21 protein-coding genes and 1 tRNA gene are annotated in these 21575 nt (G+C 65.2%); 10 read left to right on the top strand and 12 right to left on the bottom strand.

All coding sequences use genetic code 11. The features are described from left to right. Positions 1–28: 28 nt before the first annotated feature. Together rplU and GA0116996_RS00270 are read right to left on the bottom strand one after the other, a co-directional pair. Positions 29–340, bottom strand: a complete 312-nt coding sequence (gene rplU / locus GA0116996_RS00275) for a 50S ribosomal protein L21 (RefSeq protein WP_006576525.1) — start codon at positions 338–340, stop codon at positions 29–31. A gap of 195 nt (positions 341–535) precedes the next feature. Beyond that, positions 536–742 carry a hypothetical protein gene (locus GA0116996_RS00270; RefSeq protein ID WP_092306245.1) on the bottom strand — a complete coding sequence of 69 codons (207 nt, stop codon included), beginning with the start codon at positions 740–742 and terminating at the stop codon, positions 536–538. 86 nt (positions 743–828) lie between these two features. Between GA0116996_RS00270 and ispB the strand changes: the two genes are divergently transcribed. The 3 genes from ispB to GA0116996_RS27880 all read left to right on the top strand — a co-directional run bounded on the left by ispB (position 829) and on the right by GA0116996_RS27880 (position 2577). Further along, entirely contained in the window at positions 829–1758 is a 930-nt protein-coding gene (gene ispB, locus GA0116996_RS00265) for an octaprenyl diphosphate synthase (protein ID WP_092306243.1), read from the top strand. A gap of 118 nt (positions 1759–1876) precedes the next feature. Then, positions 1877–1953, top strand: a tRNA-Pro gene (locus tag GA0116996_RS00260). Positions 1954–2166: 213 nt separating this feature from the next. Then, on the top strand, positions 2167–2577 hold the full coding sequence (locus GA0116996_RS27880; RefSeq protein ID WP_141693701.1) for a hypothetical protein: 411 nt from the start codon (positions 2167–2169) through the stop codon (positions 2575–2577). Between the two features lie 461 nt (positions 2578–3038). Here the strand turns inward: GA0116996_RS27880 and GA0116996_RS28585 are convergent, their stop codons facing one another. From GA0116996_RS28585 to GA0116996_RS00245, 3 genes are all read right to left on the bottom strand, one after another. After that, positions 3039–3722, bottom strand: a complete 684-nt coding sequence (locus tag GA0116996_RS28585; protein ID WP_165835106.1) for a choice-of-anchor D domain-containing protein — start codon at positions 3720–3722, stop codon at positions 3039–3041. Positions 3723–4278: 556 nt separating this feature from the next. Beyond that, positions 4279–4590: a helix-turn-helix domain-containing protein gene (locus GA0116996_RS00250; protein ID WP_244159736.1), complete on the bottom strand. Its 312-nt coding sequence runs from the start codon at positions 4588–4590 to the stop codon at positions 4279–4281. Positions 4591–4623: 33 nt separating this feature from the next. After that, the gene (locus tag GA0116996_RS00245) at positions 4624–4917 is read right to left on the bottom strand and encodes a type II toxin-antitoxin system RelE/ParE family toxin (RefSeq protein ID WP_244159735.1); all 294 of its coding nucleotides are present in this window, start codon (positions 4915–4917) and stop codon (positions 4624–4626) included. 319 nt (positions 4918–5236) lie between these two features. Between GA0116996_RS00245 and pilB the strand changes: the two genes are divergently transcribed. From pilB to GA0116996_RS00215, 6 genes are all read left to right on the top strand, one after another. Then, positions 5237–6961, top strand: coding sequence for a type IV-A pilus assembly ATPase PilB (gene pilB / locus GA0116996_RS00240; protein ID WP_092306237.1), 1725 nt, complete (start codon positions 5237–5239; stop codon positions 6959–6961). Between the two features lie 65 nt (positions 6962–7026). Next, positions 7027–8298 carry a type II secretion system F family protein gene (locus GA0116996_RS00235; RefSeq protein WP_092306235.1) on the top strand — a complete coding sequence of 424 codons (1272 nt, stop codon included), beginning with the start codon at positions 7027–7029 and terminating at the stop codon, positions 8296–8298. A gap of 3 nt (positions 8299–8301) precedes the next feature. Beyond that, positions 8302–9201, top strand: coding sequence for a prepilin peptidase (locus tag GA0116996_RS00230; RefSeq protein WP_092306233.1), 900 nt, complete (start codon positions 8302–8304; stop codon positions 9199–9201). 92 nt (positions 9202–9293) lie between these two features. Next, the gene (gene coaE, locus GA0116996_RS00225) at positions 9294–9920 is read left to right on the top strand and encodes a dephospho-CoA kinase (protein ID WP_092306231.1); all 627 of its coding nucleotides are present in this window, start codon (positions 9294–9296) and stop codon (positions 9918–9920) included. Positions 9921–10128: 208 nt separating this feature from the next. After that, positions 10129–10887: a cell division protein ZapD gene (gene zapD / locus GA0116996_RS00220; RefSeq protein WP_012353939.1), complete on the top strand. Its 759-nt coding sequence runs from the start codon at positions 10129–10131 to the stop codon at positions 10885–10887. A 17-nt stretch (positions 10888–10904) separates the two neighbouring features. After that, entirely contained in the window at positions 10905–11093 is a 189-nt protein-coding gene (locus tag GA0116996_RS00215) for a DNA gyrase inhibitor YacG (protein ID WP_092306229.1), read from the top strand. Positions 11094–11118: 25 nt separating this feature from the next. Here GA0116996_RS00215 and GA0116996_RS00210 read toward each other — a convergent pair whose 3' ends face one another. From GA0116996_RS00210 to secA, 5 genes are all read right to left on the bottom strand, one after another. Then, positions 11119–13158 (bottom strand): OPT family oligopeptide transporter, encoded by a 2040-nt coding sequence (locus tag GA0116996_RS00210; RefSeq protein ID WP_092306227.1) that lies wholly within the window; start codon positions 13156–13158, stop codon positions 11119–11121. An 88-nt stretch (positions 13159–13246) separates the two neighbouring features. Beyond that, complete coding sequence (locus GA0116996_RS00205; RefSeq protein WP_092306226.1) at positions 13247–13693, bottom strand: NUDIX domain-containing protein; 447 nt, start codon at positions 13691–13693, stop codon at positions 13247–13249. After that, entirely contained in the window at positions 13690–14595 is a 906-nt protein-coding gene (locus GA0116996_RS00200) for an ATP-binding protein (RefSeq protein WP_092306224.1), read from the bottom strand. Before GA0116996_RS00200 ends, GA0116996_RS00205 begins: the two co-directional genes overlap by 4 nt. 68 nt (positions 14596–14663) lie before the next feature. Beyond that, on the bottom strand, positions 14664–15902 hold the full coding sequence (gene argJ / locus GA0116996_RS00195) for a bifunctional glutamate N-acetyltransferase/amino-acid acetyltransferase ArgJ (protein WP_092306222.1): 1239 nt from the start codon (positions 15900–15902) through the stop codon (positions 14664–14666). Positions 15903–16043: 141 nt separating this feature from the next. Next, positions 16044–18821 carry a preprotein translocase subunit SecA gene (gene secA / locus GA0116996_RS00190; RefSeq protein WP_092306221.1) on the bottom strand — a complete coding sequence of 926 codons (2778 nt, stop codon included), beginning with the start codon at positions 18819–18821 and terminating at the stop codon, positions 16044–16046. Positions 18822–19078: 257 nt separating this feature from the next. Between secA and GA0116996_RS00185 the strand changes: the two genes are divergently transcribed. Further along, positions 19079–19582 (top strand): DciA family protein, encoded by a 504-nt coding sequence (locus GA0116996_RS00185; protein WP_092306219.1) that lies wholly within the window; start codon positions 19079–19081, stop codon positions 19580–19582. Between the two features lie 68 nt (positions 19583–19650). Here the strand turns inward: GA0116996_RS00185 and lpxC are convergent, their stop codons facing one another. Together lpxC and GA0116996_RS00175 are read right to left on the bottom strand one after the other, a co-directional pair. Continuing rightward, positions 19651–20568: a UDP-3-O-acyl-N-acetylglucosamine deacetylase gene (gene lpxC / locus GA0116996_RS00180; protein ID WP_012353947.1), complete on the bottom strand. Its 918-nt coding sequence runs from the start codon at positions 20566–20568 to the stop codon at positions 19651–19653. Between the two features lie 153 nt (positions 20569–20721). Further along, positions 20722–21228, bottom strand: coding sequence for a peroxiredoxin (locus tag GA0116996_RS00175; protein WP_092306217.1), 507 nt, complete (start codon positions 21226–21228; stop codon positions 20722–20724). Positions 21229–21575: the final 347 nt, after the last annotated feature.

Genomic DNA, 21575 nt, shown 5'->3' with positions numbered 1-21575 from the left:
GTCGCTTTACCGGATTACGCTCGATCGATCAGGCAACGATCGCTTCGATGCGCAGTTCGGTGTAATTCTGACGATGGCCCTGACGCTTCTGGTAGTGCTTGCGACGGCGCATCTTGAAGATCTTCACCTTGTCGTGACGACCCTGGGAGATAACGGTAGCCTTGACGGAAGCCCCGCTCACCAGCGGCGTACCAAACTTGATTTGGTCGCCGGCGCCCACTGCGAGCACCTGGTCGAGCGTGATTTCTGCGCCAATGTCTGCCGGTATCTGTTCTACTTTCAGTTTTTCGCCAGCAGCAACCTTGTATTGCTTGCCGCCGGTTTTTACGACCGCGTACATTGTCGAACCTCTCGGATGTGAATAAAACGCCGAAACCGCGCGATGCGGCCCGGTTATCTCCCACCGGCAAGGACCCGCATGGCGAGCGACTACCGGAGGAAACCGGGAATTGTAAACGAGATTAGGGAAAACCGCAAAGAAAACAGGCACATAGCCTGTGAGCGGCGCGCCCGGCACAATCGGCCGCGGCTGGGCTCAGGTCAGATCGGCGAGAAGAAACCCCGCCAGTGCGGCAAACGCCACCCACCAGGCGGTGCGGCGCAGTTGGCGGCGAGGTACGGGCTTGTCCATGGCCGCCATTATAGTGGCGCCCGCCACCGGCACCGCTGCGCGCATACCCTGACATCGCCCGGCCAGCAGCCCGGCAAACAATGCGGGGCATGCGTAGAACGCCGCCTGCATCGCATATAATCGACCGGTTTTGCGTAACGGTGATCATCTTGCCCCAGCCTTCCGCCACTGCCTTGCTTGCCCCGGTCGCTGCAGACATGCGCGCGGTCGATGCTGTTATCCGCCAGCGGCTGTCCTCCGAAGTCCCGCTGATCGAACAGATCGGCGAATACATCATCGGTGCCGGCGGCAAGCGCCTGCGCCCGGTGATCCTGCTGCTGACGGCGCGCGCGCTGGGTTATGACGGCAACCGCCACCATGAGCTGGCCGCCGTCGTGGAATTCATCCACACCGCCACCCTGCTGCACGACGATGTCGTCGACGAGTCCGAGCTGCGCCGCGGGCGCGACACCGCCAACGCCGTGTTCGGCAACGCGGCCAGCGTGCTGGTGGGCGACTTCCTCTATTCGCGCGCGTTCCAGATGATGGTCGATGCCGGCAGCATGCGCATCATGGAGATCCTGTCGAACGCGACCAACGTGATCGCCGAGGGCGAAGTGCTGCAGCTGCTGAACATGCACGACCCCGACGTCACCGTCGAGCGCTACCTGCAGGTGATCCGCTACAAGACCGCCAAGCTGTTCGAGGCCGCCGCGCAACTGGGCGCGGTGCTGTCCGGCGCCGACGCGCAGATGGAAGAAGCCGCCGCCGAATACGGCCGCCGCATCGGCACCGCGTTCCAGCTGATCGACGACATGCTGGACTACACCGCCAGCGCCGAGCAGATGGGCAAGAACGCCGGCGACGACCTGCGCGAAGGCAAGCCCACCCTGCCGCTGCTGCACCTGCTGGAACACGGCACCGCGGAGCAGCGCCAGCTGGCACGCGACGCGATCGTGCAGGGCGGCACCGAGCATTTCGACGCGGTCTTTGCCGCGATCCACGCCAGCGGCGCGCTCGAGGTCACCTTCGAGGCCGCACGGCGCGAGGCCGAAGCCGCCGAGCAGGCGGCCCGGCAGTTCCCGCCATCCGAGCTGAAGGAAACGCTGATCCAGCTCTGCGCGTTCTCGCTGCAGCGGCAGTCCTGAGTCGGGACAGGCGGCGGGCTGCGCGGCGTTTTCCTCCGCCCTCTTCCATTCCCAAAAAAACGCTGCTAAACTTACGTTCTTTGCTGCTGACGCTAAAGCGTCTGCCGGCAAACCAAATCGGGGTGTAGCTTAGCCTGGTAGAGCGCTACGTTCGGGACGTAGAGGCCGGAGGTTCGAATCCTCTCACCCCGACCAGATTTCTCCTTACAAAACAGCGGGTTGCTAACCCGCTGTTTTTGTTTGTGTTGGACGGCAGTGGCAAATCAGTGGCAGTTGCCACCTGGTTCGCCTGTTACAAAAAATAAGTGCCAGCCATCAGTGGCACTTTTCGCCGTTCGCGCGCTCAACGACAAATCATAGTCGCTCGCTCGACATATACCGTGCTCCGCAACACATGGAGTACGGACCATGGCGTCCAGCGAAAACCGCTCGCACTACGAAGTTTCGGTCAAGCACCGCGACGACCTCGCGCAGACCTTCGCCCATAGCGCCAAGAAGAAGGCCGAGGAATACTGCCAGTCCTTGAAGGCGCAAAGGTTCAAGCCCAAGCTGGGACGCCTGGACAACTATTACGTCGTTCGCGACCGCAGTGTGTCGCGCAAGGAGCAGACGCTTCGCGCCACCAGTAAAGCAGAAGCCGAGGCCATTCAGGCACGCCTTGAAAGCGAGCACAAGCAAGGGCTCTTCATCGACTACGCCCGGGGGTACGCAAGCAGACCTGCTGGGCGAGCAAACCTATGCCGCAGCATTACCGATAAAGTTCGTGCCCCGGGCGAAGCCAGATTTTCAGCCGGTTGTCCTCAGCACCGCACCCGATGAAGTCCTGGCCACGCCGGAAGACGCTCATCATCACGCCGCTCACCAACCGAAACTGCACCACCGACATCAAGTCGACGCCATTGGGCCGTGTTCGCACGCAGTTCTTTGGCCGAAATGTGGGTCGAGCGGCGCAAATTCACCGTTGGCGTCACCGGTGTTCGCTTTTCCGAGCGGGCCGAGTCACCAATCACGTCGCGCGTGGTAGCTCGAACACAGACGGTGATTTCGGAACATACCGAAACCGCTCAGGTGCGTTGCAGCTCCACTACGCAGGCAGCCAACACCCCGACTACGGAAGAACGCGTGACAGGCTCACTCATTAAGACGACGCTGTTCGCACTCCTGCACTGAGCTCTGGTCTTGGTCGAGACCTCTTCTGCGGGATCCATTGCACTGCGATGTATTTGATGTCATCCCGGACCCGAAAGGACTGGGCTTTCCGGACAAACGGTCTACCAAGCCTAACGCTCAGGCGACGATTTATCTCCGTACAACTTCACGAATTGAGGTCCTCCCGAGTTACCCGTGTACAGTTCGAGTATTCCCATCGCAAGGCCCTCGTGTTGATAGCGGTATTCCACGGAAATATCGCAAGATGCACCTGGTTGTAACAAAGCTGGGCACTTATTCGTACTACGAAAGCTCTCCTTCTCTTCAGTTACTGCAATTGCGTAGACTGGAAGCGTTGTCGAACCACTGTTGGTCAACGTAACGGACTTAGTGGGTGACTTCGCGCTGAACGAAAGTTCTCTCGAGGAAAGTTTAGCCGACGCAGGGAGGCCACGCCCAACTACATGCATTTTCGCGGGAGCGCCTCCCTTCGGGGTTACTAGGAGTAGGGCTTGATGAAATCCAGCATTCAGAGGAGAAAATTTCACGGTTATGTCGCAGCTTTCTCCCTGCTCAAGAACGAGAGGGCATTTACTGCTGACCGAGAAAGCTGAGGCAACGCGGCCTTGTATCTCCATCTTTTGGATAATTGCGGGTCCTGGTCCAGGATTGACCAGTGAGGTATCTTCTGACAAGGGTGCACCGTCAGTTTTACCTAAATCGAGAGCAAAGATAAGACCAAGCCTTGGGAGATTTTCCTGCGCAAATGCTGCAGTAGAACTAAGGACTACCAGTGCCGCCACAGCGGAAAGCATGGTCACAATTCCACGGTGAGCCAATTTATCCATCAATAATCCCGTTTGTGAATGAGGAATCGAGCGGTGCGATGCATCCTACTGTTGTAAGCAACAGGGGTGACCGCAACCTGGCATAGCTTACAGCAAGGGGCGTTGCGGCCGATTGTTCATGGGCCAGTGATGGAGGCCGAACCACCAAGACTCTGCAGTCTCGCCATCCGCGCTGTATGCCTGCCCTCCTCACACCACAAACAAAAGGACACGAGGTGTTTTTTTGAAATTAGCAGATGGTCGAGTTATCGCGACTACAGACTTCTTTGCATGGATCAAGCTTCCCCCGATGCGACTTGCAATTGGGCATCCTTCGTGCTCTTGCCCGAAGCAACCATTGCATCTAATGGATGGGCAACCACCAACGTGGACAAATTTTCGAACAAGAATAGCTTGTACGGAGACGTGTCAAAGGAGCAAAATGTTTCGGGGGATCATCGCAGGCTTATACCACCCGACGAGCAGCAGATAAGGATATTAAAAGTTACAGTAGTATAATAGCTGCTACGTATGCAGGAAGGCCTCAGCCCTTGATGGCTTTGCGCTGTCGCTTGTATGCTTTCAGCTCCGCTACGGAGAAAAGCTGGCTGCGCCCGACTTCCACCCGTGGAGCCACCTTGCCATCGCGCACCAGCCGGCGGAAGGTAGCAATCGAGATTTCGAGGTATTGGGCAGCCTCTGCCGCAGTGAAATCCTCCTCCGCCAGGTGGCCGAAGACTTCCTCGTGCGAGAAATTCTCATCACCAAAGGCCTGCTGCCCGATCAGTGTGAAGAACCTGACGCGCTCCCGCGGGGGCAGCTCGCCGAGGGCATGCAGCAGATCTTCAGCGGTCATCGTGTCCATTCCTTTCAGCCCTCAGGTATTTCTTTAGCTCGTCATAAAAGTTCTCATGCGAGCCGACCTTATAGAATCGATCCATAGCACCTCAAGTGCCACGCCTTTCACGTTGAACTCCTGTGGCAGCAGCCGGTAGGCGATCAGGTATTCCTGCCGGTTGAACCTGAACTTGTGGACCCGGATGCCAGCCAGGTCCCCAATCTTGGCTTCCCCCAGTTCGGGCACGGCACAGAGCTCCTCAACTTCGTCTTCGATCGCCAGTTGCAGCGGCTTGTGTGCTTTCTTGACGAACTGAGCGAAAGGCTTCTTGAAGTTTCGCCTCATGCGATGTTATACACTCATTTTTGATTCTATAACAGATCAGACCACGCCGGACGCCGGCGAGCCACCACGTCGAGAAGCATGGCTGGCCAGCGACGAATGAGGATTGAGGCAGTTCTCAAATTGCCGTCTGCTGTGTTCGCATCCCGTGGGACTGGGCCCCGCGCAAGTAGGGTTGCGCCGGTGTCGCGCAAACGCCAATACGTCCCGTCGTCGCCTTTACAAAAAGTGACCCCATCGGCAAACTGCCCCGATCCCAAGAAGCGGGCTCGTCTCGTCCTGCCCTGTCCGCGGACACTGCTCCAACCACTGCGCACCTGCCATGACACTCGGACTTGCCCTGGCCCAGAGCCGGCGTATCGCGCCCGCCCTGCTTGCTCAGCTGGAGCAGGCCGCGCGTGAAAAGCAATCGCAGCTGATCGACGAGATCGTCGGCAGCGGCACCATGAGCGCGCACGACCTGGCGCTGTTCGCCGCCGACAAGTACCAGCTGCCGCTGCTGGACCTGGCCCAGTACAACCTTTCCAAGGTGCCGCCGGCACTGGCCGGCAACCGTGAATTCCATGCCCACCGGCTGCTGCCGCTGGGCCGGCGCGAGAACCGCCTGGTGCTGGCGCTGTCCGATCCGTCCAACCAGGCCGGCCTGGACGCGATCCGCGACAAGTACAAGCTGCCGGTCGAAGCGGTGGTGGTCGAGCACGACAAGCTGATGAAGCATGTGCGCGCCGCCGGCGAGGCGCTGGGGACGCTGAAGAACATCTCGCCGGTGCAGGCCGAGCGCAAGCTGATCGAATACGATCCGGTCGCCGCCGCCGCCAACCCGCGCAACCGCACCACGGCCGACAACATCGACGACGCCCCGGTGGTGCGCTTCCTGCAGAAGCTGCTGACCGAGGCCTTCCACCGCGGCGCCTCGGACCTGCATTTCGAACCGTTCGAAACCTTCTACCGCATCCGCTTCCGCGTCGATGGCGTGCTGCAGGAGGTCGCGCGCCCGCCGCTGGATATCCGCGACAAGATCGCGACCCGCATCAAGGTGCTGTCGCGGCTGGACATATCTGAAAAGCGCGTGCCGCAGGACGGCCGCATGAAGCTGCTGATCGGGCTGCCCAAGGACAAGGATGCCAAGGAAACCGTCGAGAAGGCGGTGGACTTCCGCGTGTCGACGCTGCCCACGCTGTTCGGCGAGAAGATCGTCATGCGGATCCTGGAATCATCGTCCGACAAGCTCGACATCGACCAGCTCGGCTATGAGCCGGAGCAGAAGGCGCTGCTGCTGGACGTGATCAAGCGCCCCTACGGCATGGTGCTGGTGACCGGCCCGACCGGCAGCGGCAAGACCGTGTCGCTGTACACCTTCCTGAACCTGCTGAACCAGGGCGACATCAATATTTCCACGGCCGAGGACCCGGCCGAAATCCAGCTGCCGGGCATCAACCAGGTCAACGTCAACGACAAGGCCGGGCTGACCTTTGCGACCGCGCTGCGATCGTTCCTGCGCCAGGATCCGGACATCATCATGGTCGGCGAAATCCGCGACCTGGAAACCGCCGACATCTCCATCAAGGCCGCGCAAACCGGCCACCTGGTGTTGTCGACGCTGCACACCAACGACGCGCCGACCACGCTGACACGCCTGATGAACATGGGCGTGGCCGCCTTCAACATTGCGTCGAGCGTGCTGATGATCACCGCGCAGCGGCTCGCGCGGCGGCTCTGCACCTGCAAGCGCGAGGGCGAGATCCCGCGCGAGGCCTTGCTGGAAGCGGGCTTCCGCGAGCAGGACCTGGACGGCAGCTGGCAGCCCTACCATCCGGTCGGCTGCGAGCGCTGCAACGGCAGCGGCTACAAGGGCCGCTGCGGCATCTACCAGGTGATGCCGATCACCGAGGCCATGCAGGAGATCATCCTGGCGCACGGCACCGCGCTGCAGATTGCCGAGCAGGCGCGCAAGGACGGCGTGCTATCGTTGCGCGAAGCGGGGCTGCTGAAGGTCAGGCAGGGCGTCACGTCACTCGAAGAAGTGCTGGCGACCACGAATACGTAGGGAAGCACGACATAACGTAAAGACAAGACGCAGAACAAGCGTCATTTACATCGGGGGTCAATAACATGGCGACGCGCGCACCAGCAGCGGGCGCCCGGGCGGGGGCACCGTCACGGGCCAAATCGGGGAAGGGACGCAAGGCCCCCACCCAGTACATCTTCGAGTGGGAAGGCAAGGACCGCAAGGGCAAGTCCTTCACCGGCGAGCTGCGCGCCGAAAACCAGGCCGAGGTCACCGCCACGCTGCGCAAGCAGGGCCTGACCATCGTCAAGCTGAAGAAGCGCAAGGCCGCGCGCGGGCGCAAGATCACCGAGAAGGACATCGCCTACTTCACCCGGCAACTGTCGACCATGCTCAAGGCCGGCATCCCGCTGCTGCAGTCGATCGACATCATCGCGCGCGGGCACGTCAACCCCAACTTCACCCAGCTGCTGTCCGACATCCGCTTCGACATCGAGGCGGGCAGCAGCATGGCCGCGGCGTTCCGCCGCCATCCCAGATACTTCGACACGCTGTACTGCAACCTGATCGATGCCGGCGAACAGGGCGGCATCCTGGATTCGCTGCTGGAGCGCCTGTCGCTCTACATGGAGAAGACCATCGCGCTGAAGGGACAGATCAAGTCCGCGATGATCTACCCGATCGCGGTGCTGACCGTCGCCTTTGCCGTCACGGTGATCCTGATGCTGTTCGTGATCCCGGCGTTCAAGGGGGTGTTCTCCAGCTTCGGCGCCAACCTGCCCGCGCCGACGCTGCTGGTGATCGCGATCTCGGACTTCTTTGTGCAGTACTGGTACCTGGTGATCGGCGCGCCGGTGGCCGGCATCAGCTTCTATCTGCGCGCGCTGAAGAAGTCCGAGAAGGTGCAGCGCGCCACCGACCGCACGCTGCTGAAGCTGCCGATCTTCGGCAGCCTGTTCCGCAAGGCCGTGATCGCGCGCTGGACCCGCACCCTGGCTACGATGTTCGCCGCCGGCACGCCGCTGGTGGAGTCGATGGAGTCCGTGGCCGGCGCCGCCGGCAACTGGGTCTACTACGACGCCACCCGCGAGATCGAGCAATCGGTGCGCATCGGCACCAGCCTGACCAACGCGATGCAGGCGACTCATGTGTTCGACAACATGGTGCTGCAGATGACGCAGATCGGCGAGGAGTCCGGCGCGCTGGACAACATGCTGCTGAAGGTGGCGGAGTTCTACGAGCGCGAGGTCGACGACGCGGTCGCGGCCATCTCCAGCCTGATCGAGCCGCTGATCATCGTGGTGCTGGGCGTGCTGATCGGCGGCATGGTGGTGGCGATGTACCTGCCGATCTTCAAGCTGGGACAGGTGGTGTAAGCGATGCAGTTTGTGTGGTCCGCTTCCCCTTATCCGACCGGCACCGCCCCGCTGCTGCACGCGCTGGCGGCGCTGCCGCCAGTCTTCCTGGTGGCGGCAGCGGCGCTGCTGGGGCTGGTGGTCGGCAGCTTCCTCAATGTGGTGATCCACCGCGTTCCGCGCATGATGGAGCGCGAAGAGGCCAACTACATCGCCGAGCTGCGCGGCGACCCGCTGCCCTACCCCGGCCGCTACAACCTGATGGTGCCGCGCTCGGCGTGCCCGCATTGCGGCCACGCCATCGCCCCGTGGGAAAACGTGCCGGTGCTGAGCTACCTGTTCCTGCGCGGCCGCTGCTCGGCGTGCAAGGCGCCCATCAGCGCGCGCTATCCGCTGGTGGAGCTGGCCTGCGGCGTGCTGAGCGCGCTGGTGGCATGGCGCTTCGGCCCGGGCGCGCAGGCGCTGGCCGCGCTGGTGCTGGTGTGGGGGCTGCTGGCGCTGACCATGATCGACGCCGATACGCAATTGCTGCCGGACCAGATCACGCTGCCGCTGCTGTGGATGGGCCTGCTGCTGAACCTCGCCGGCCTGTTCGTGGCGCTGCCCGACGCGGTGATCGGCGCAGCCGCCGGCTACCTGGTGCTGTGGCTCGCCTACTGGCTGTTCCGGCTGCTGCGCGGCAAGGAAGGCATGGGCTTCGGCGACTTCAAGCTGATGGCGGCGCTCGGTGCGTGGTTCGGCTGGCAGGCTTTGCCGGCGCTGGTGCTGCTGTCGTCGGTGGCGGGCGTGCTGTTCGGGCTGGCCAATATCGCGCTGCGCCGCCAGGAGCGCGACACGCCGTTCCCGTTCGGGCCGTTCATCGCGCTGGCAGGGGTGGTGGTGCTGCTGTGCGGCCCCGGGGTGCTGCCGCTGTTTGCATGGTGATGGCCGCGCGGCAGCGACCGGGACACGGACGAGGCGGCCAAACCTGCCGAAGCTGGTATCTTTGCGGCAACGACGTCTGACATAAACCTCACATGCTGGAAATCGGACTGACCGGCGGCATCGGCAGCGGCAAGACCCGCGTGGCCGACATGTTCGCCGCGCGCGGCGCCGCGATCATCGATACCGACTTGCTCGCGCACGAGATCACCGCCCCGGGCGGGCGCGCCATCCCGGCGCTGGTCGAAGCCTTCGGCCCCGCCTGCCTGCGCCCCGACGGCGCCATGGACCGCGACGCGATGCGTGCGCTGGTGTTTGCCGACCCCGCCGCCAAGGCTCGGCTCGAAGCCATCACGCACCCGCTGATCCGCGCGCTGACCAACGAGCGCGCGCAGTCGATCCGCGATGCCGGCGCGCATCCGTACCTGATCTACGTGGTGCCGCTGCTGGTGGAGTCGGGCTCGTGGCGCGAGCGCGTGGGACGCGTGCTGGTGGTCGACTGCACCGAAGCCACGCAGGTGGCCCGCGTGATGTCGCGCAACGGCTTCAGCCGCGAACAGGTGCTGGCGATCATGGCTAAACAGGCGACTCGCGGCGCGCGCCTGGCATGTGCCGACGACGTCATCGACAACGACGGACCGGTCGAGGCGCTGGTGGCGCAGGTCGACCGGCTCGACCGCTACTACCGTGAACTGTCGGCCGCGGGGAAGGTCCATCCATAACGCGCGGGACCGGTGCTGTGGCGCATTGCATCATGCGTGCGACATTGTCCTCGGACCCTGTCTCGCATAGAATGCGCTGGAACATGCCGGGAAATCGCCGCATAGTGCCGGTATCCCACCGCATAGATCACCCTTTCCGGTATTTCCCGGGCCTCATTCTGCACCGGGCCGCCCCTGAAGCGCCCGACGCCCTGCACGGACACAGCACTTGATTCTGTACGAATACCCTTTCAACGAACGCATCAGGACGCTCCTGCGGCTGGAGGACCTGTTCGATCGGCTGGAATACTTCCTCGGCCAGGATCATGCCCAGCAGCACCATGTCGCGCTGACCACGCTGTTCGAGATCATCGACGTTGCCGGCCGCGCCGACCTCAAGACCGACCTGATCAAGGAACTGGAACGCCAGCGCCAGGCCCTGGCGCCGCTGCGCGCCAATCCGCAGATCGACCAGGACGCGCTCGACTCGGTCATCGGCGAGATCGAGCAAGGCATCGCCATGCTCAACCAGACCGTGGGCAAGGCCGGCCAGCTGCTGACCGACAACGAGTGGCTGACCAGCATCCGCAGCCGCGCCATCATCCCCGGCGGCACCTGCGAGTTCGACCTGCCCGCGTACTATGCATGGCAGCATCGTCCCGCCGAAGACCGCCGCGCCGACATCCTGAAATGGGCGCGCCCGCTGGTATCGCTGCGCATGGGCACCACCATCGTGCTGCGGCTGCTGCGCGAAGCGGGCCAGAGCGGCAAGGTGATCGCCACCGGCGGCAGCTACCAGCAGATGCTGTCGGGCCGCAGCTACCAGCTGATGCAGGTCTACCTGGACGATTCGCTGCTGGCCTTCATCCCCGAGATGAGCGCCAACAAGTACATGCTGTGGGTGCGCTTCACGCAGCAGGACGGCGACCTGCGCCCGCGCTCGGTCGATGCCGATATTCCGTTCCTGCTGAAACTCTGCAATTTCTGAAGCCTGCGCTGAACGCCATGCCTGCTGTCGTTAAATGCCCCACCTGCGGCACCGAGGTGGCCTGGGTGCCCGACAACAAATTCCGTCCCTTCTGTTCCGAGCGCTGCAAGCAGATCGATCTCGGCGCCTGGGCGTTGGAGAAGTACGTGATCGGCGGCAAGCCGGGCGAAACCTCCCCCGACCGATCCGAAGACGAGGACGACTGAGGGCGCGACGCCAGCGCCCCCGTCCTCAGTGCGCCGCCGCCAGCACGCGGTGGTAGAAGCCCACGCACACCAGCACGAACACCGCCAGGCCCAGCCACTGCGCGGTCGCTTCAAACCCGCCCCCGACCACGGCCAGCGGCGCATCGCTGCCTGACAGGCCGATCACCGCAGCCAGCATCACGCCGACCAGGCTTTCGCCGACGATCAGGCCGGACGCCAGCAGCGTGCCGCGCCGCTCGGCGTGCTCCAGTGCCAGTTGCACGTCATCCCCGCGCGCGGTGGCGCGGCGGCGCTCGGCGCGCAGCAACAGCCACGACAGCACCGCACCCACCACCAGCGCCGAACTGATCGTCGGCGGCAGGTAGATGCCGATGCCAACGGCCAGTACCGGCAGGCGCGCCGCGCCGCCGCGCCGGCGCAGGATTTCGTCGATGGCGATCAGCACCACGCCCAGCCCGATGCCGATCAGGATCATGTTCCAGTTGAGCTGGTGGGTGAAGATGCCGGTGGCGATCGCGGTCATCAGCGTCGCCTGCGGCGCGGCCAGCGCCTGGTTCGGGTCCATGCCCGCGCGCGGCTGCGCGCCGGCGAAGCCATAGGCGCTGTAGAGCAGCTCGAGCACCGGCGGGATCACCGCCGCGCCGACCACGCAGCCGATCAGCAGCGCCACCTGCTGGCGCCACGGCGTCGCGCCGACCAGCCAGCCGGTCTTCAGGTCCTGCAGGTTGTCGTTGGCGATGGAGGCCACCGCCACCACCGCGGAGGTGGTGAAGATCGCCAGCGCGATCGCGAACTTGCCGCCCTCTGGCGTGGCCAGCAAGCCATCGGCCTGGCCCGCCAGCAGGATCAGCAGCGACACCAGGATCACCGCGATGATGCCGATGCCCGAGATCGGGCTGGCTGACGAGCCCACCAGTCCGGCCATATAGCCGCACGCCGCCGCCACCAGGAAGCCGAAAATGAACGCGAATACCACGGCATAGACCACCAGGCGCCAGCGCGCCCCGCCCTCCAGCGGCGCCGGCGCGAGGAACCATGCGAACACCGTCACCAGCACCGCCAGCAGCGCCAGCATCACCAGCCCGATCCACTTCGCGGGCATGTCCTGCTGCGTGCGCGGCACGCTGCCCTGCCCCGCCGGGCCGGCCTGCAGCGCGCCGAACGAGGCGCGAATGCCATAGAGCATCGGCCTGGCCAATGACAGCAGCGTCCAGATCGCGGCGATGCCGATGGTGCCGGCGCCGATAAAGCGTGCCTGCTGGCTCCACACCATGGTGCCGAAGGCCGACAGCGTGGCGCCGTCCGGGCGCGGCGTGACCGCGGTCAGCCACGGCACCGCGACGCCCCAGGTCAGCACCAGCCCGAGCAGCATGGCCAGCCCGCCGACGATGCCGACCAGGTAGCCCGCGCCCACCAGCGCCAGCGAAAAGCCCATCGACAGCCGCACCACCGAGGCGCCCGCCGACAGCCAGAAATTCGCGCCCTCGGCCAGCACGCGCAGCCCGCCGGCGGCGAAGCTGAACAACCCCGCGACCAGGCCCCCGGCCATCAGGTCGGCGAGGCCGGTGGCCTGCGGCTTCCGGCCCGGCGTGGCTTCGGCCGGCGCGGCGCTGCCCACGCGCAGGATTTCCGCCGCGGCCACGCCCTCGGGATAAGGCAGCTCGCTCTGCACCACCATGGCATGGCGCAGCGGGATGCTGAACACCACGCCCAGCATGCCGCCGGCCGCGCAGATCGCCAGCGTCTGCCAGAACGGGAAGCCCTGCCAGTGGCCAAGCATCACCAGGCCGGGCAGGATAAAGATGATCGACGACAGGGTGCCCGCGGCCGAGGCCTGCGTCTGCACCATGTTGTTTTCCAGGATGTTGGCGCCGGGGAAGAGCCGCAGCACGGCCATCGAGATCACGGCCGCGGGGATCGCCGACGAGAAGGTCAGGCCGACCTTCAGGCCCAGGTAGATATTGGAGGCGGTGAACACGACCGTGATCAGCGCACCGAGAATGATGCCGCGCAGGGTCAGTTCAGGCAGGGAAACGTCGTCGGCGATACGATCGACACGTAGCATGCAGGTTCCTTTCCTGTGGACCGGGCCGACCAGCCCGGGCGGCGCACAAGCGGGCGCCGCGGCCGCTTGTGCGCCGCGGACGGCAGGATCAGCCGTTGCGCGATTCCTCGTCCAGCCACGCCACCACGGGAATGGTGGCCGGCAGCAGCGGCCCCACCGTCACCGGCGTGCCCTGCCACGAGAACGCCTGGCCTTCTCGGCCGACGGGTTCGCCCTGCCAGGCCGTGACCTTGCAGAAATGCAGCCGCACATAGGCGTGCGGGTAGTCATGTTCCAGGATGTGCCAGCGCTCGCATTGCGTGACATCAAGCCCAAGTTCTTCGTGCAGCTCGCGCGCCAGCGCCGCCTCTACGGATTCGCCCGGCTCCAGCTTGCCGCCGGGGAATTCCCAGTAGCCCTCGTAGGGCTTGCCGGCCGGGCGCTGCGCCAGCAGGAAGCGGCCGTCGGGCTGCACCAGCACGCCGACCGCCACCTCGGTCACCTTGCGCGGCGGGTTGCCGCCCGTGGCTGCGGGGTTCTGCGTCGCCGCGCTCATGCCTTGGCGTCCCCGGCAACATCGGCGATGTACGGCTTGCCGTGCTTGCCGCCCCAGTCGCGCGCGAACTGCCAGGCCACGCGGCCCGAACGCGAGCCGCGCTCCAGCGCCCACACCAGCGCGTCGCCGCGCGCGGCGGCAATGTCCTCGTCGGTGCAGCCGAAGTGGCGCAGCCAGTGGCCGACGATAGCCAGGTACTCGTCCTGCTTGGGCGGGTAGAACGACAGCCACAGGCCGAAGCGCTCGGACAGCGAGATCTTCTCTTCCACCACTTCGCCGGGGTGGATCTCGCCGTCGTCGGTGTGGCGGTAGCTCTCGTTGTCCTTCATGTACTCCGGCAGCAGGTGCCGGCGGTTGGACGTGGCGTAGATCAGCACGTTGTCCGACTGCGCCGCGACCGAGCCATCCAGCGCCGACTTGAGCGACTTGTAGCCCGACTCGCCTTCCTCGAACGACAGGTCGTCGCAGAAGATCACGAAGCGCTCGGGCCGCTGCGAGACCAGCTCGACGATATCGCCCAGGTCGCCCAGGTCATCCTTGTCGACCTCGACCAGCCGCAGCCCGTCCTTGACGAAGGCATTGAGGCAGGCCTTGATCAGCGACGACTTGCCGGTGCCGCGCGCGCCGGTCAGCAGCACGTTGTTGGCGGGCAGGCGCTGCACGAACTGGCGCGTATTGCCGACGATGGCGTCCTTCTGGCGCTCGATGTTCTTCAGGTCGTCCAGGTGGATCGGCGGCAGCTGGCGCACCGGCTGCAGGTAGCCGATATTGCCGAACAGGCTCTGGCGCTTGCGCCAGCGGAACGCGACCGCCTCCTGCCAGTCCGCATCGCTCAGTTGCGGCGGCAGCCATTGTTCGAGTCGGGCGAGAAAGTTGTCGAGGCGGGCGGCGAGGTCAGACATGGCGGCGGGGCGGTGACAGGCAGCGAAAATCGATGCCCTTCCCGCGTGCGCGGGAAGGACGGACTGGCTCAGGAACGGTAGTCGGCGTTGATCGACACGTAGTCGTGCGACAGGTCGCAGGTCCACACGGTGGCTTCGGCGTTGCCGCGGCCGAGCGCGATGCGCACGGTGATCTCGGCCTGCTTCATCACGCGCTGGCCGTCTTCCTCGCGGTAGTCGGGATTGCGGCCGCCGTCACGCGCGACCCAGACATCGTCCAGCCACAGGTTGACGCGGCCGACGTCGAGATCGTTGACGCCGGCATAGCCGACCGCGGCCAGGATGCGGCCCAGGTTGGGGTCCGAGGCATAGAACGCGGTCTTGACCAGCGGCGAATGCGCCACCGCGTAGGCGATCTGGCGGCATTCCGCCACGTCCTTGCCGCCTTCGACGCGGATGGTCATCAGCTTGGTCGCGCCTTCGCCGTCGCGCACGATCATCTGCGCCAGCTCCTGCGCCAGGCTCGTCACCGCCTCGCGCAGCGCTTCGAAGGCCGGGCCTTCGGCGCGGTCGACCGCGGCGCCGGACTTGCCCGAGGCGATCAGCACGAAGGAGTCGTTGGTCGAGGTATCGCCGTCGATGGTGATGCTGTTGAACGAGTGGTCGGCGGCGTGCGTCACCAGACCCTGCAGCACCGGCTGCGCCACCGCGGCATCCATGGCGATGAAGCCCAGCATGGTCGCCATGTTGGGGCGGATCATGCCGGCGCCCTTGCTGATGCCAGACATCGTCACGGTCTTGCCGTCGATCTGCACCGTGCGCGACGCGACCTTGGGCTGGGTGTCGGTGGTCATGATCGCTTCCGCCGCGGCCAGCCAGTTGTCGGCGCCGGCGTTGGCGATGGCGGCGGGCAGGCCGGCCAGCAGGCGATCCATCGGCAGCTGCTCGAGGATCACGCCGGTCGAGAACGGCAGCACCTGCGCGGCATCGATGCCCAGCTGCGCGGCCAGCGCGTCGCAGGTGGCGCGGGCGTTGGCCAGGCCCTGCTCGCCGGTGCCGGCGTTGGCGTTGCCCGTGTTGACCACCAGCGCGCGGATGCCCTTGCCCGGCTTGTCCGCAACCGCGAGGTGCTCGCGGCAGACCTGTACCGGCGCGGCGCAGAAGCGGTTGCTGGTGAAGACGCCGGCCACAGTGCTGCCTTCGGCCACGCGCACTACCAGCACGTCCTTGCGGTTGGCCTTGCGGATGCCCGCCTCGGCCCAGCCGAGCTCCACGCCGGCGACGGATTTCAGGTTCTCTGCCTGGGGCAGCGGAAGATTGACGGGCATGCAGGACTCCTCGATGTTGCTGCTAGCGACTTGCTTGTCTCAGACGAACATGCCCGCGATGGGCGGGCATGTTCGATTCCTCTTGCGCCACTCCCGCGCTGCGGGAAGCGGCGTCATACCGGATGCCCGGCCTGGCTCAGTTCAGCTGAGCTTGCCGTGGCACTGCTTGAACTTCTTGCCCGAGCCGCACGGGCACGGATCGTTGCGGCCGACCTTGGGCATGCCCGCCAGCGCCAGCTCGGCGGCGGCCATGGCCGTGCCGGTGCGCGGCGACGGCGCTTCTTCGACCGGCTCGCGGCCTTCGGCGAACTCGTCGTGCTTGTACTGCACGTTCTCCAGATGCGACAGGCCTTCCTCGATCTGCTCCGAGGCCTGCTCCAGCTCTTCCGGCGACTGGATCTGCACGTTGAAGGTCACGCGCGTGACTTCGTTCTTGATCACGTCCAGCAGGCGCGCGAACAGCTCGAACGACTCGCGCTTGTACTCCTGCTTGGGGTCCTTCTGTGCGTAGCCGCGCAGGTGGATGCCCTGGCGCAGGTGATCCAGCGCGGCCAGGTGCTCGCGCCAGTGCGTGTCGATGCTCTGCAGCATGACCGAGCGCTCGAAGCCGGCGAACGACTCGCGGCCAACCATCGCGACCTTGCTGTCGTAGCGCTCGGCCGCCGCCTTCATGATCAGGTTGAGCAGCTCTTCGTCCTCGATGCTCTGCGCGCCCTCGATGGTCTGCGCCAGCGGCACTTCCAGGCCCCAGTCCTCGCGCAGGCGCGTTTCCAGGCCGGCGATGTTCCACTGCTCTTCCATGGTGTCGGCCGGCACGTGGTCGCGGAACAGCTCGATCAGCACGCCCTCGCGCAGGTTGACCACCATCTCGCCGACGTCGTTGGCCTCGAGCACGTCGTTGCGCAGCTTGTAGATTTCCTTGCGCTGGTCGTTGGCGACGTCATCGTACTGCAGCAGCTGCTTGCGGATGTCGAAGTTGCGGCCTTCCACCTTGCGCTGCGCCGATTCGATCGAACGCGTGACGATGCCGGCTTCGATCGGCTCGCCCTCGGGCATCTTCAGGCGCTCCATGATGGCGCGCACGCGGTCGCCGGCGAAGATGCGCAGCAGCTGGTCGTCCAGCGACAGGTAGAAGCGCGACGAACCCGGGTCGCCCTGGCGGCCGGCACGGCCGCGCAGCTGGTTGTCGATGCGGCGCGACTCATGGCGCTCGGTGCCGACGATATGCAGGCCGCCCGCGGCCTTGACCTGCTCGTGCAGCGACTGCCATTCATCCTTGAGCTGCTGGATGCGCGCGGCCTTGTCGGCGTCGGACAGGCCGGCGTCGGCCTCGATAAAGCCGGCCTGCTTCTCCACGTTGCCGCCCAGCACGATGTCGGTGCCGCGGCCGGCCATGTTGGTGGCGATGGTGATCATCTTCGGGCGGCCGGCCTGCGCCACGATCTCGGCTTCGCGCGCATGCTGCTTGGCGTTGAGCACCTGGTGCGGCAGCTGTTCGCGGTCGAGCAGGCCCGACAGGTATTCCGAGGTCTCGATCGAGGTGGTGCCCACCAGCACCGGCTGGCCGCGCTCGTAGCAGTCGCGGATATCACGCACCACGGCGTCGTAGCGTTCCTTGCCGGTCTTGTAGATCTGGTCCTGCAAGTCCTTGCGCTGGGTCGGGCGGTTGGTCGGGATCACCACCACTTCCAGGCCGTAGATCTCCTGGAACTCGTACGCTTCGGTGTCGGCCGTGCCGGTCATGCCGGCCAGCTTCTCGTACATGCGGAAGTAGTTCTGGAACGTGACGGTCGCCAGCGTCTGGTTTTCCTGCTGGACGGTGACGCCTTCCTTCGCTTCCACGGCCTGGTGCAGGCCGTCGGACCAGCGGCGGCCGGTCATCAGGCGGCCGGTGAATTCATCGACGATCACGACTTCGTCGTTTTGCACCACGTAGTGCTGGTCGCGGTGGAACAGGCTGTGCGCGCGCAGGGCCGCGTACAGGTGGTGCATCAGCGTGATGTTCTGCGGCGCGTAGAGCGATTCGCCTTCGCCGATCAGGCCCAGCTGCGACAGGATCTCTTCGGCCTTTTCATGGCCGGCCTCGGTCAGGTAGACCTGGTGGCCTTTCTCGTCGACGTAGTAGTCGCCCGGCTTCTCGACCCCGGTGCCGTCGGCCTTTTCCTCGCCGATCTGGCGCTCGAGCAGCTTGGGAATGCCGTTCATGCGCTGGTACAGGTCGGTCTGGTTCTCGGCCTGGCCGGAGATGATCAGCGGGGTGCGGGCCTCGTCGATCAGGATCGAGTCCACCTCGTCGACGATGGCGTAGTGCAACGGCCGCTGCACGCGCTGCGACGGGTCGTAGACCATGTTGTCGCGCAGGTAGTCGAAGCCGAACTCGTTGTTGGTGCCGTAGGTGATGTCGGCGTTGTACGCCGCCTGCTTCTGGTCGTGCGCCATCTGCGACAGGTTCACGCCCACCGACAGGCCCAGGAAGTTGTACAGCCGGCCCATCCATTCGGCATCGCGCTGCGCCAGGTAGTCGTTGACGGTGACCACGTGCACGCCCTTGCCGGTGATGGCATTCAGGTACACGGCCAGCGTTGCGGTCAGGGTCTTGCCTTCGCCGGTGCGCATTTCGGCGATCTTGTTGTCGTTCAGCACCATGCCGCCGATCAGCTGCACGTCGAAGTGGCGCATCTTCATGACGCGCTTGCTGGCCTCGCGGCACACGGCGAAGGCTTCGGGCAGCAGCGCCTCGAGCGATTCGCCCCCGGCGTGGCGCTGCCGGAAGGCCTCAGTCATGCCGCGCAGCTCGTCGTCGGAGAGCTGCTCGAACTTCGGCTCCAGCGCATTGATCTGCGCCACCGTGCGGCGGTATTGCTTGATCAGCCGCTCATTGCGGCTGCCGAAGACTTTCTTGAGAAGGCCCGTGATCATCGATTGCTTTCACCTGCGCGGAACCGGGTGGCATCCCCAGGGAAGGCGGACTGCCCCGGCGGCCGGGCGCGGTAATGGATAGATTGGCGCAAAACGCCGAGTTTATCATGTGCCGGGGTCACGGCCGGCGGCGCGGGGCGCCGGCGCAGGCCCTGCCGCAAGCAGTTTGGGATGGTTGCGCCGGCTTCAATCCGGCCGCCCTCGCTTTCGGCCGGCGTTGCCTGCGTGCATGCGCCGCCCCTTGCTAGAATGGACCCATGCGCCGCTTCACCCATCCCGCCCTGCAGACCCCCGCCGCCAAGCCGCTCAACGACTGGCTGGACAAGGCCGGCCCGGTGTCGACGCTGCTCCAGACCGCGCGCCAGCTGTCGGTGCTGGAGGCCGAGGTGCTGGCGTTGCTGCCGGCCGGCATGCGCGCGGGCCTGGCCGTGGCCGGCATCAAGCGCGACCCGTCCGACCCCAACGGCCAGGTGCTGCTCTTGCTGGCGGCCCATGGCGCGGCCGCGGCGCGGGTGCGCCAGGTCGTGCCGACGCTGCTCGCGCGCCTGCAGCAGCGCGGCTCGCCGGTCACCTCGATCCGCGTGCGGGTGCAGCCCGAAGTGCAGCGCCATTCCGACTGGGAGGTGGAGCCGGTGGCACGGCCGCGCACCGGCGGCCGCATGACGCCGACCGGGCTGGCCAATCTCGACCAGCTCGCACGCAGCCTGCCCGATTCGCCGCTGCGCGACGCGCTGAATACGCTGCTGTCCCACCACCGCTGAGCGACCGCGCCGCGTCCAAAGCAAAAGAGCCGACCTGTGCAGGTCGGCTCTTTCTCTATGCGAGGAGCTCAGGCGAAGGCCGGCTGGGCCTGCGGCAGGAACGCCGCCGGGGCTTCCTCGACTCGGTCGAAGGTGACCAGTTCATACGCTTCCTGGTCTGCCAGCAGCGCGCGCAGCAGCTGGTTGTTCAGGCCGTGGCCGGACTTGTTCGCCACATAGGCGCCGATCAGCGGATGGCCGACCACGTACAGGTCGCCGATCGCATCGAGGATCTTGTGGCGCACGAACTCGTCGCCGTAGCGCAGTTCCTCGTTGTTGAGCATGCGGTGCTCGTCCAGCACGATCGCGTTGTCCAGGCTGCCGCCGCGCGCCAGGCCCATTTCGCGCAGGGCCTCGACCTCGTGCGCAAAGCCGAAGGTGCGGGCGCGGGCAATCTCGCGGACATAGCTGGTGTCGGCGAAATCGATCGAGAAGGTCTGGCCGGTCTTGTCGACCGCCGGGTGGCGGAAGTCAATGGTGAACGACAGCTTGAAGCCGAAGAACGGCTCCAGCCGCGCGAGCTTGTCGCCTTCGCGCACTTCCACCGGCTTCTTCACGCGGATGAAGGTCTTGGGCGCGTTCTGTTCTTCGATGCCGGCCGACTGCAGCAGGAACACGAAGGACGCCGCGCTGCCGTCCATGATCGGGATTTCCTCGGCGTCGACGTCGACATAGAGGTTGTCGATGCCCAGGCCGGCGCAGGCGGACATCAGGTGCTCGACGGTGGAGACGCGCGCGCCATCCTTCTGCAGCACCGACGCCAGGCGCGTGTCGCCGATGGCCGACGCGGCCACGGGAATCTCGACGGCCTCGGGCAGGTCGACGCGGGTGAAGACGATGCCGGTACCAGCCGGCGCCGGACGCAGCGTCAGCGTGACCTTGCGGCCGGAGTGCAGGCCGATGCCAACGGTCTTCACCAGGGATTTGATCGTGCGCTGTTTGAGCATGACAGCCTCAACAATTATTAAAATCTATCGTGTTATCTTTTTGATTAAGGGATTTTACCACCACATCCGGGACGCTGCAGCCGGGTTTTGTTTCCGGCTGTTAACACGCCCGTCACAAGTTACGTATTATCCACGTTTACCCGGATGACTGTGTCAGCCACGCAACGCCGCCAGCACGGCCTCGGCGCTGCTGACGCGGAATTCTCCCGGCGCCTCGACGTCGAGCCGGGTCACCACGCCATCCTCGATCACCATGGCAAAGCGCTTGGCGCGCACGCCCATGCCACGCGCGCTCAGGTCCTGGTCCAGGCCCAGCGCGCGGGTCCACTCGGCGCTGCCGTCGGCCATCATCCGCACCTTGCCGGCCACCTGCTGCTCGCGGCCCCAGGCGCCCATCACGAAGGCGTCGTTGACCGAGACACACCAGACCTCGTCCACGCCGGCATCGCGCAATGCCTCGGCATGCTGCACGAAGCCCGGCACATGCTTGGCCGAACACGTCGGCGTGAAGGCGCCGGGGAGGCCGAACACCACGATCTTGCGGCCGCCGACCAGGTCCGCCACCTTGAACGCATTGGGGCCGAGCGCGCAGCCGTTGCTTTCGGTCTCGAAAAATTCCTGCAGCGTGGCGTCGGGGACGCGGGAACCGACAGTGATCATGGTTTTCTGGTTTTCCTTGGGTGTCTGAACGGGTCTATGAAGGATAGGACGGATGCGGGGCCGCATGGCGGCGCGTTGGCGCAGGGCAACCTAACGATCATAGGCGCACGGCCGGCGCTGCCAAAGCAGGATCACATCCCGTGACATTCGGACGAATTTCGATACAGCTGAAGACGCTACAAAGACGTCCGCGCGGCGCACCTTTTGGGTGCGCCGCGCGGACGGCGATACATCCCGACCGGGAAGGCGGGAAACCAGTCCGGGGAGGCGGCCAGCGGCACGCCCGACCCGGCGACGGGATGCGGGTGAAGCGCTGTCCGGCGCAAGGCGCGGCGCCGCCAGCAGCC

The organism is Cupriavidus alkaliphilus (assembly GCF_900094595.1).
Lineage (GTDB): Bacteria > Pseudomonadota > Gammaproteobacteria > Burkholderiales > Burkholderiaceae > Cupriavidus > Cupriavidus alkaliphilus.
This window is presented reverse-complemented; position numbering and strand designations above follow the sequence as displayed.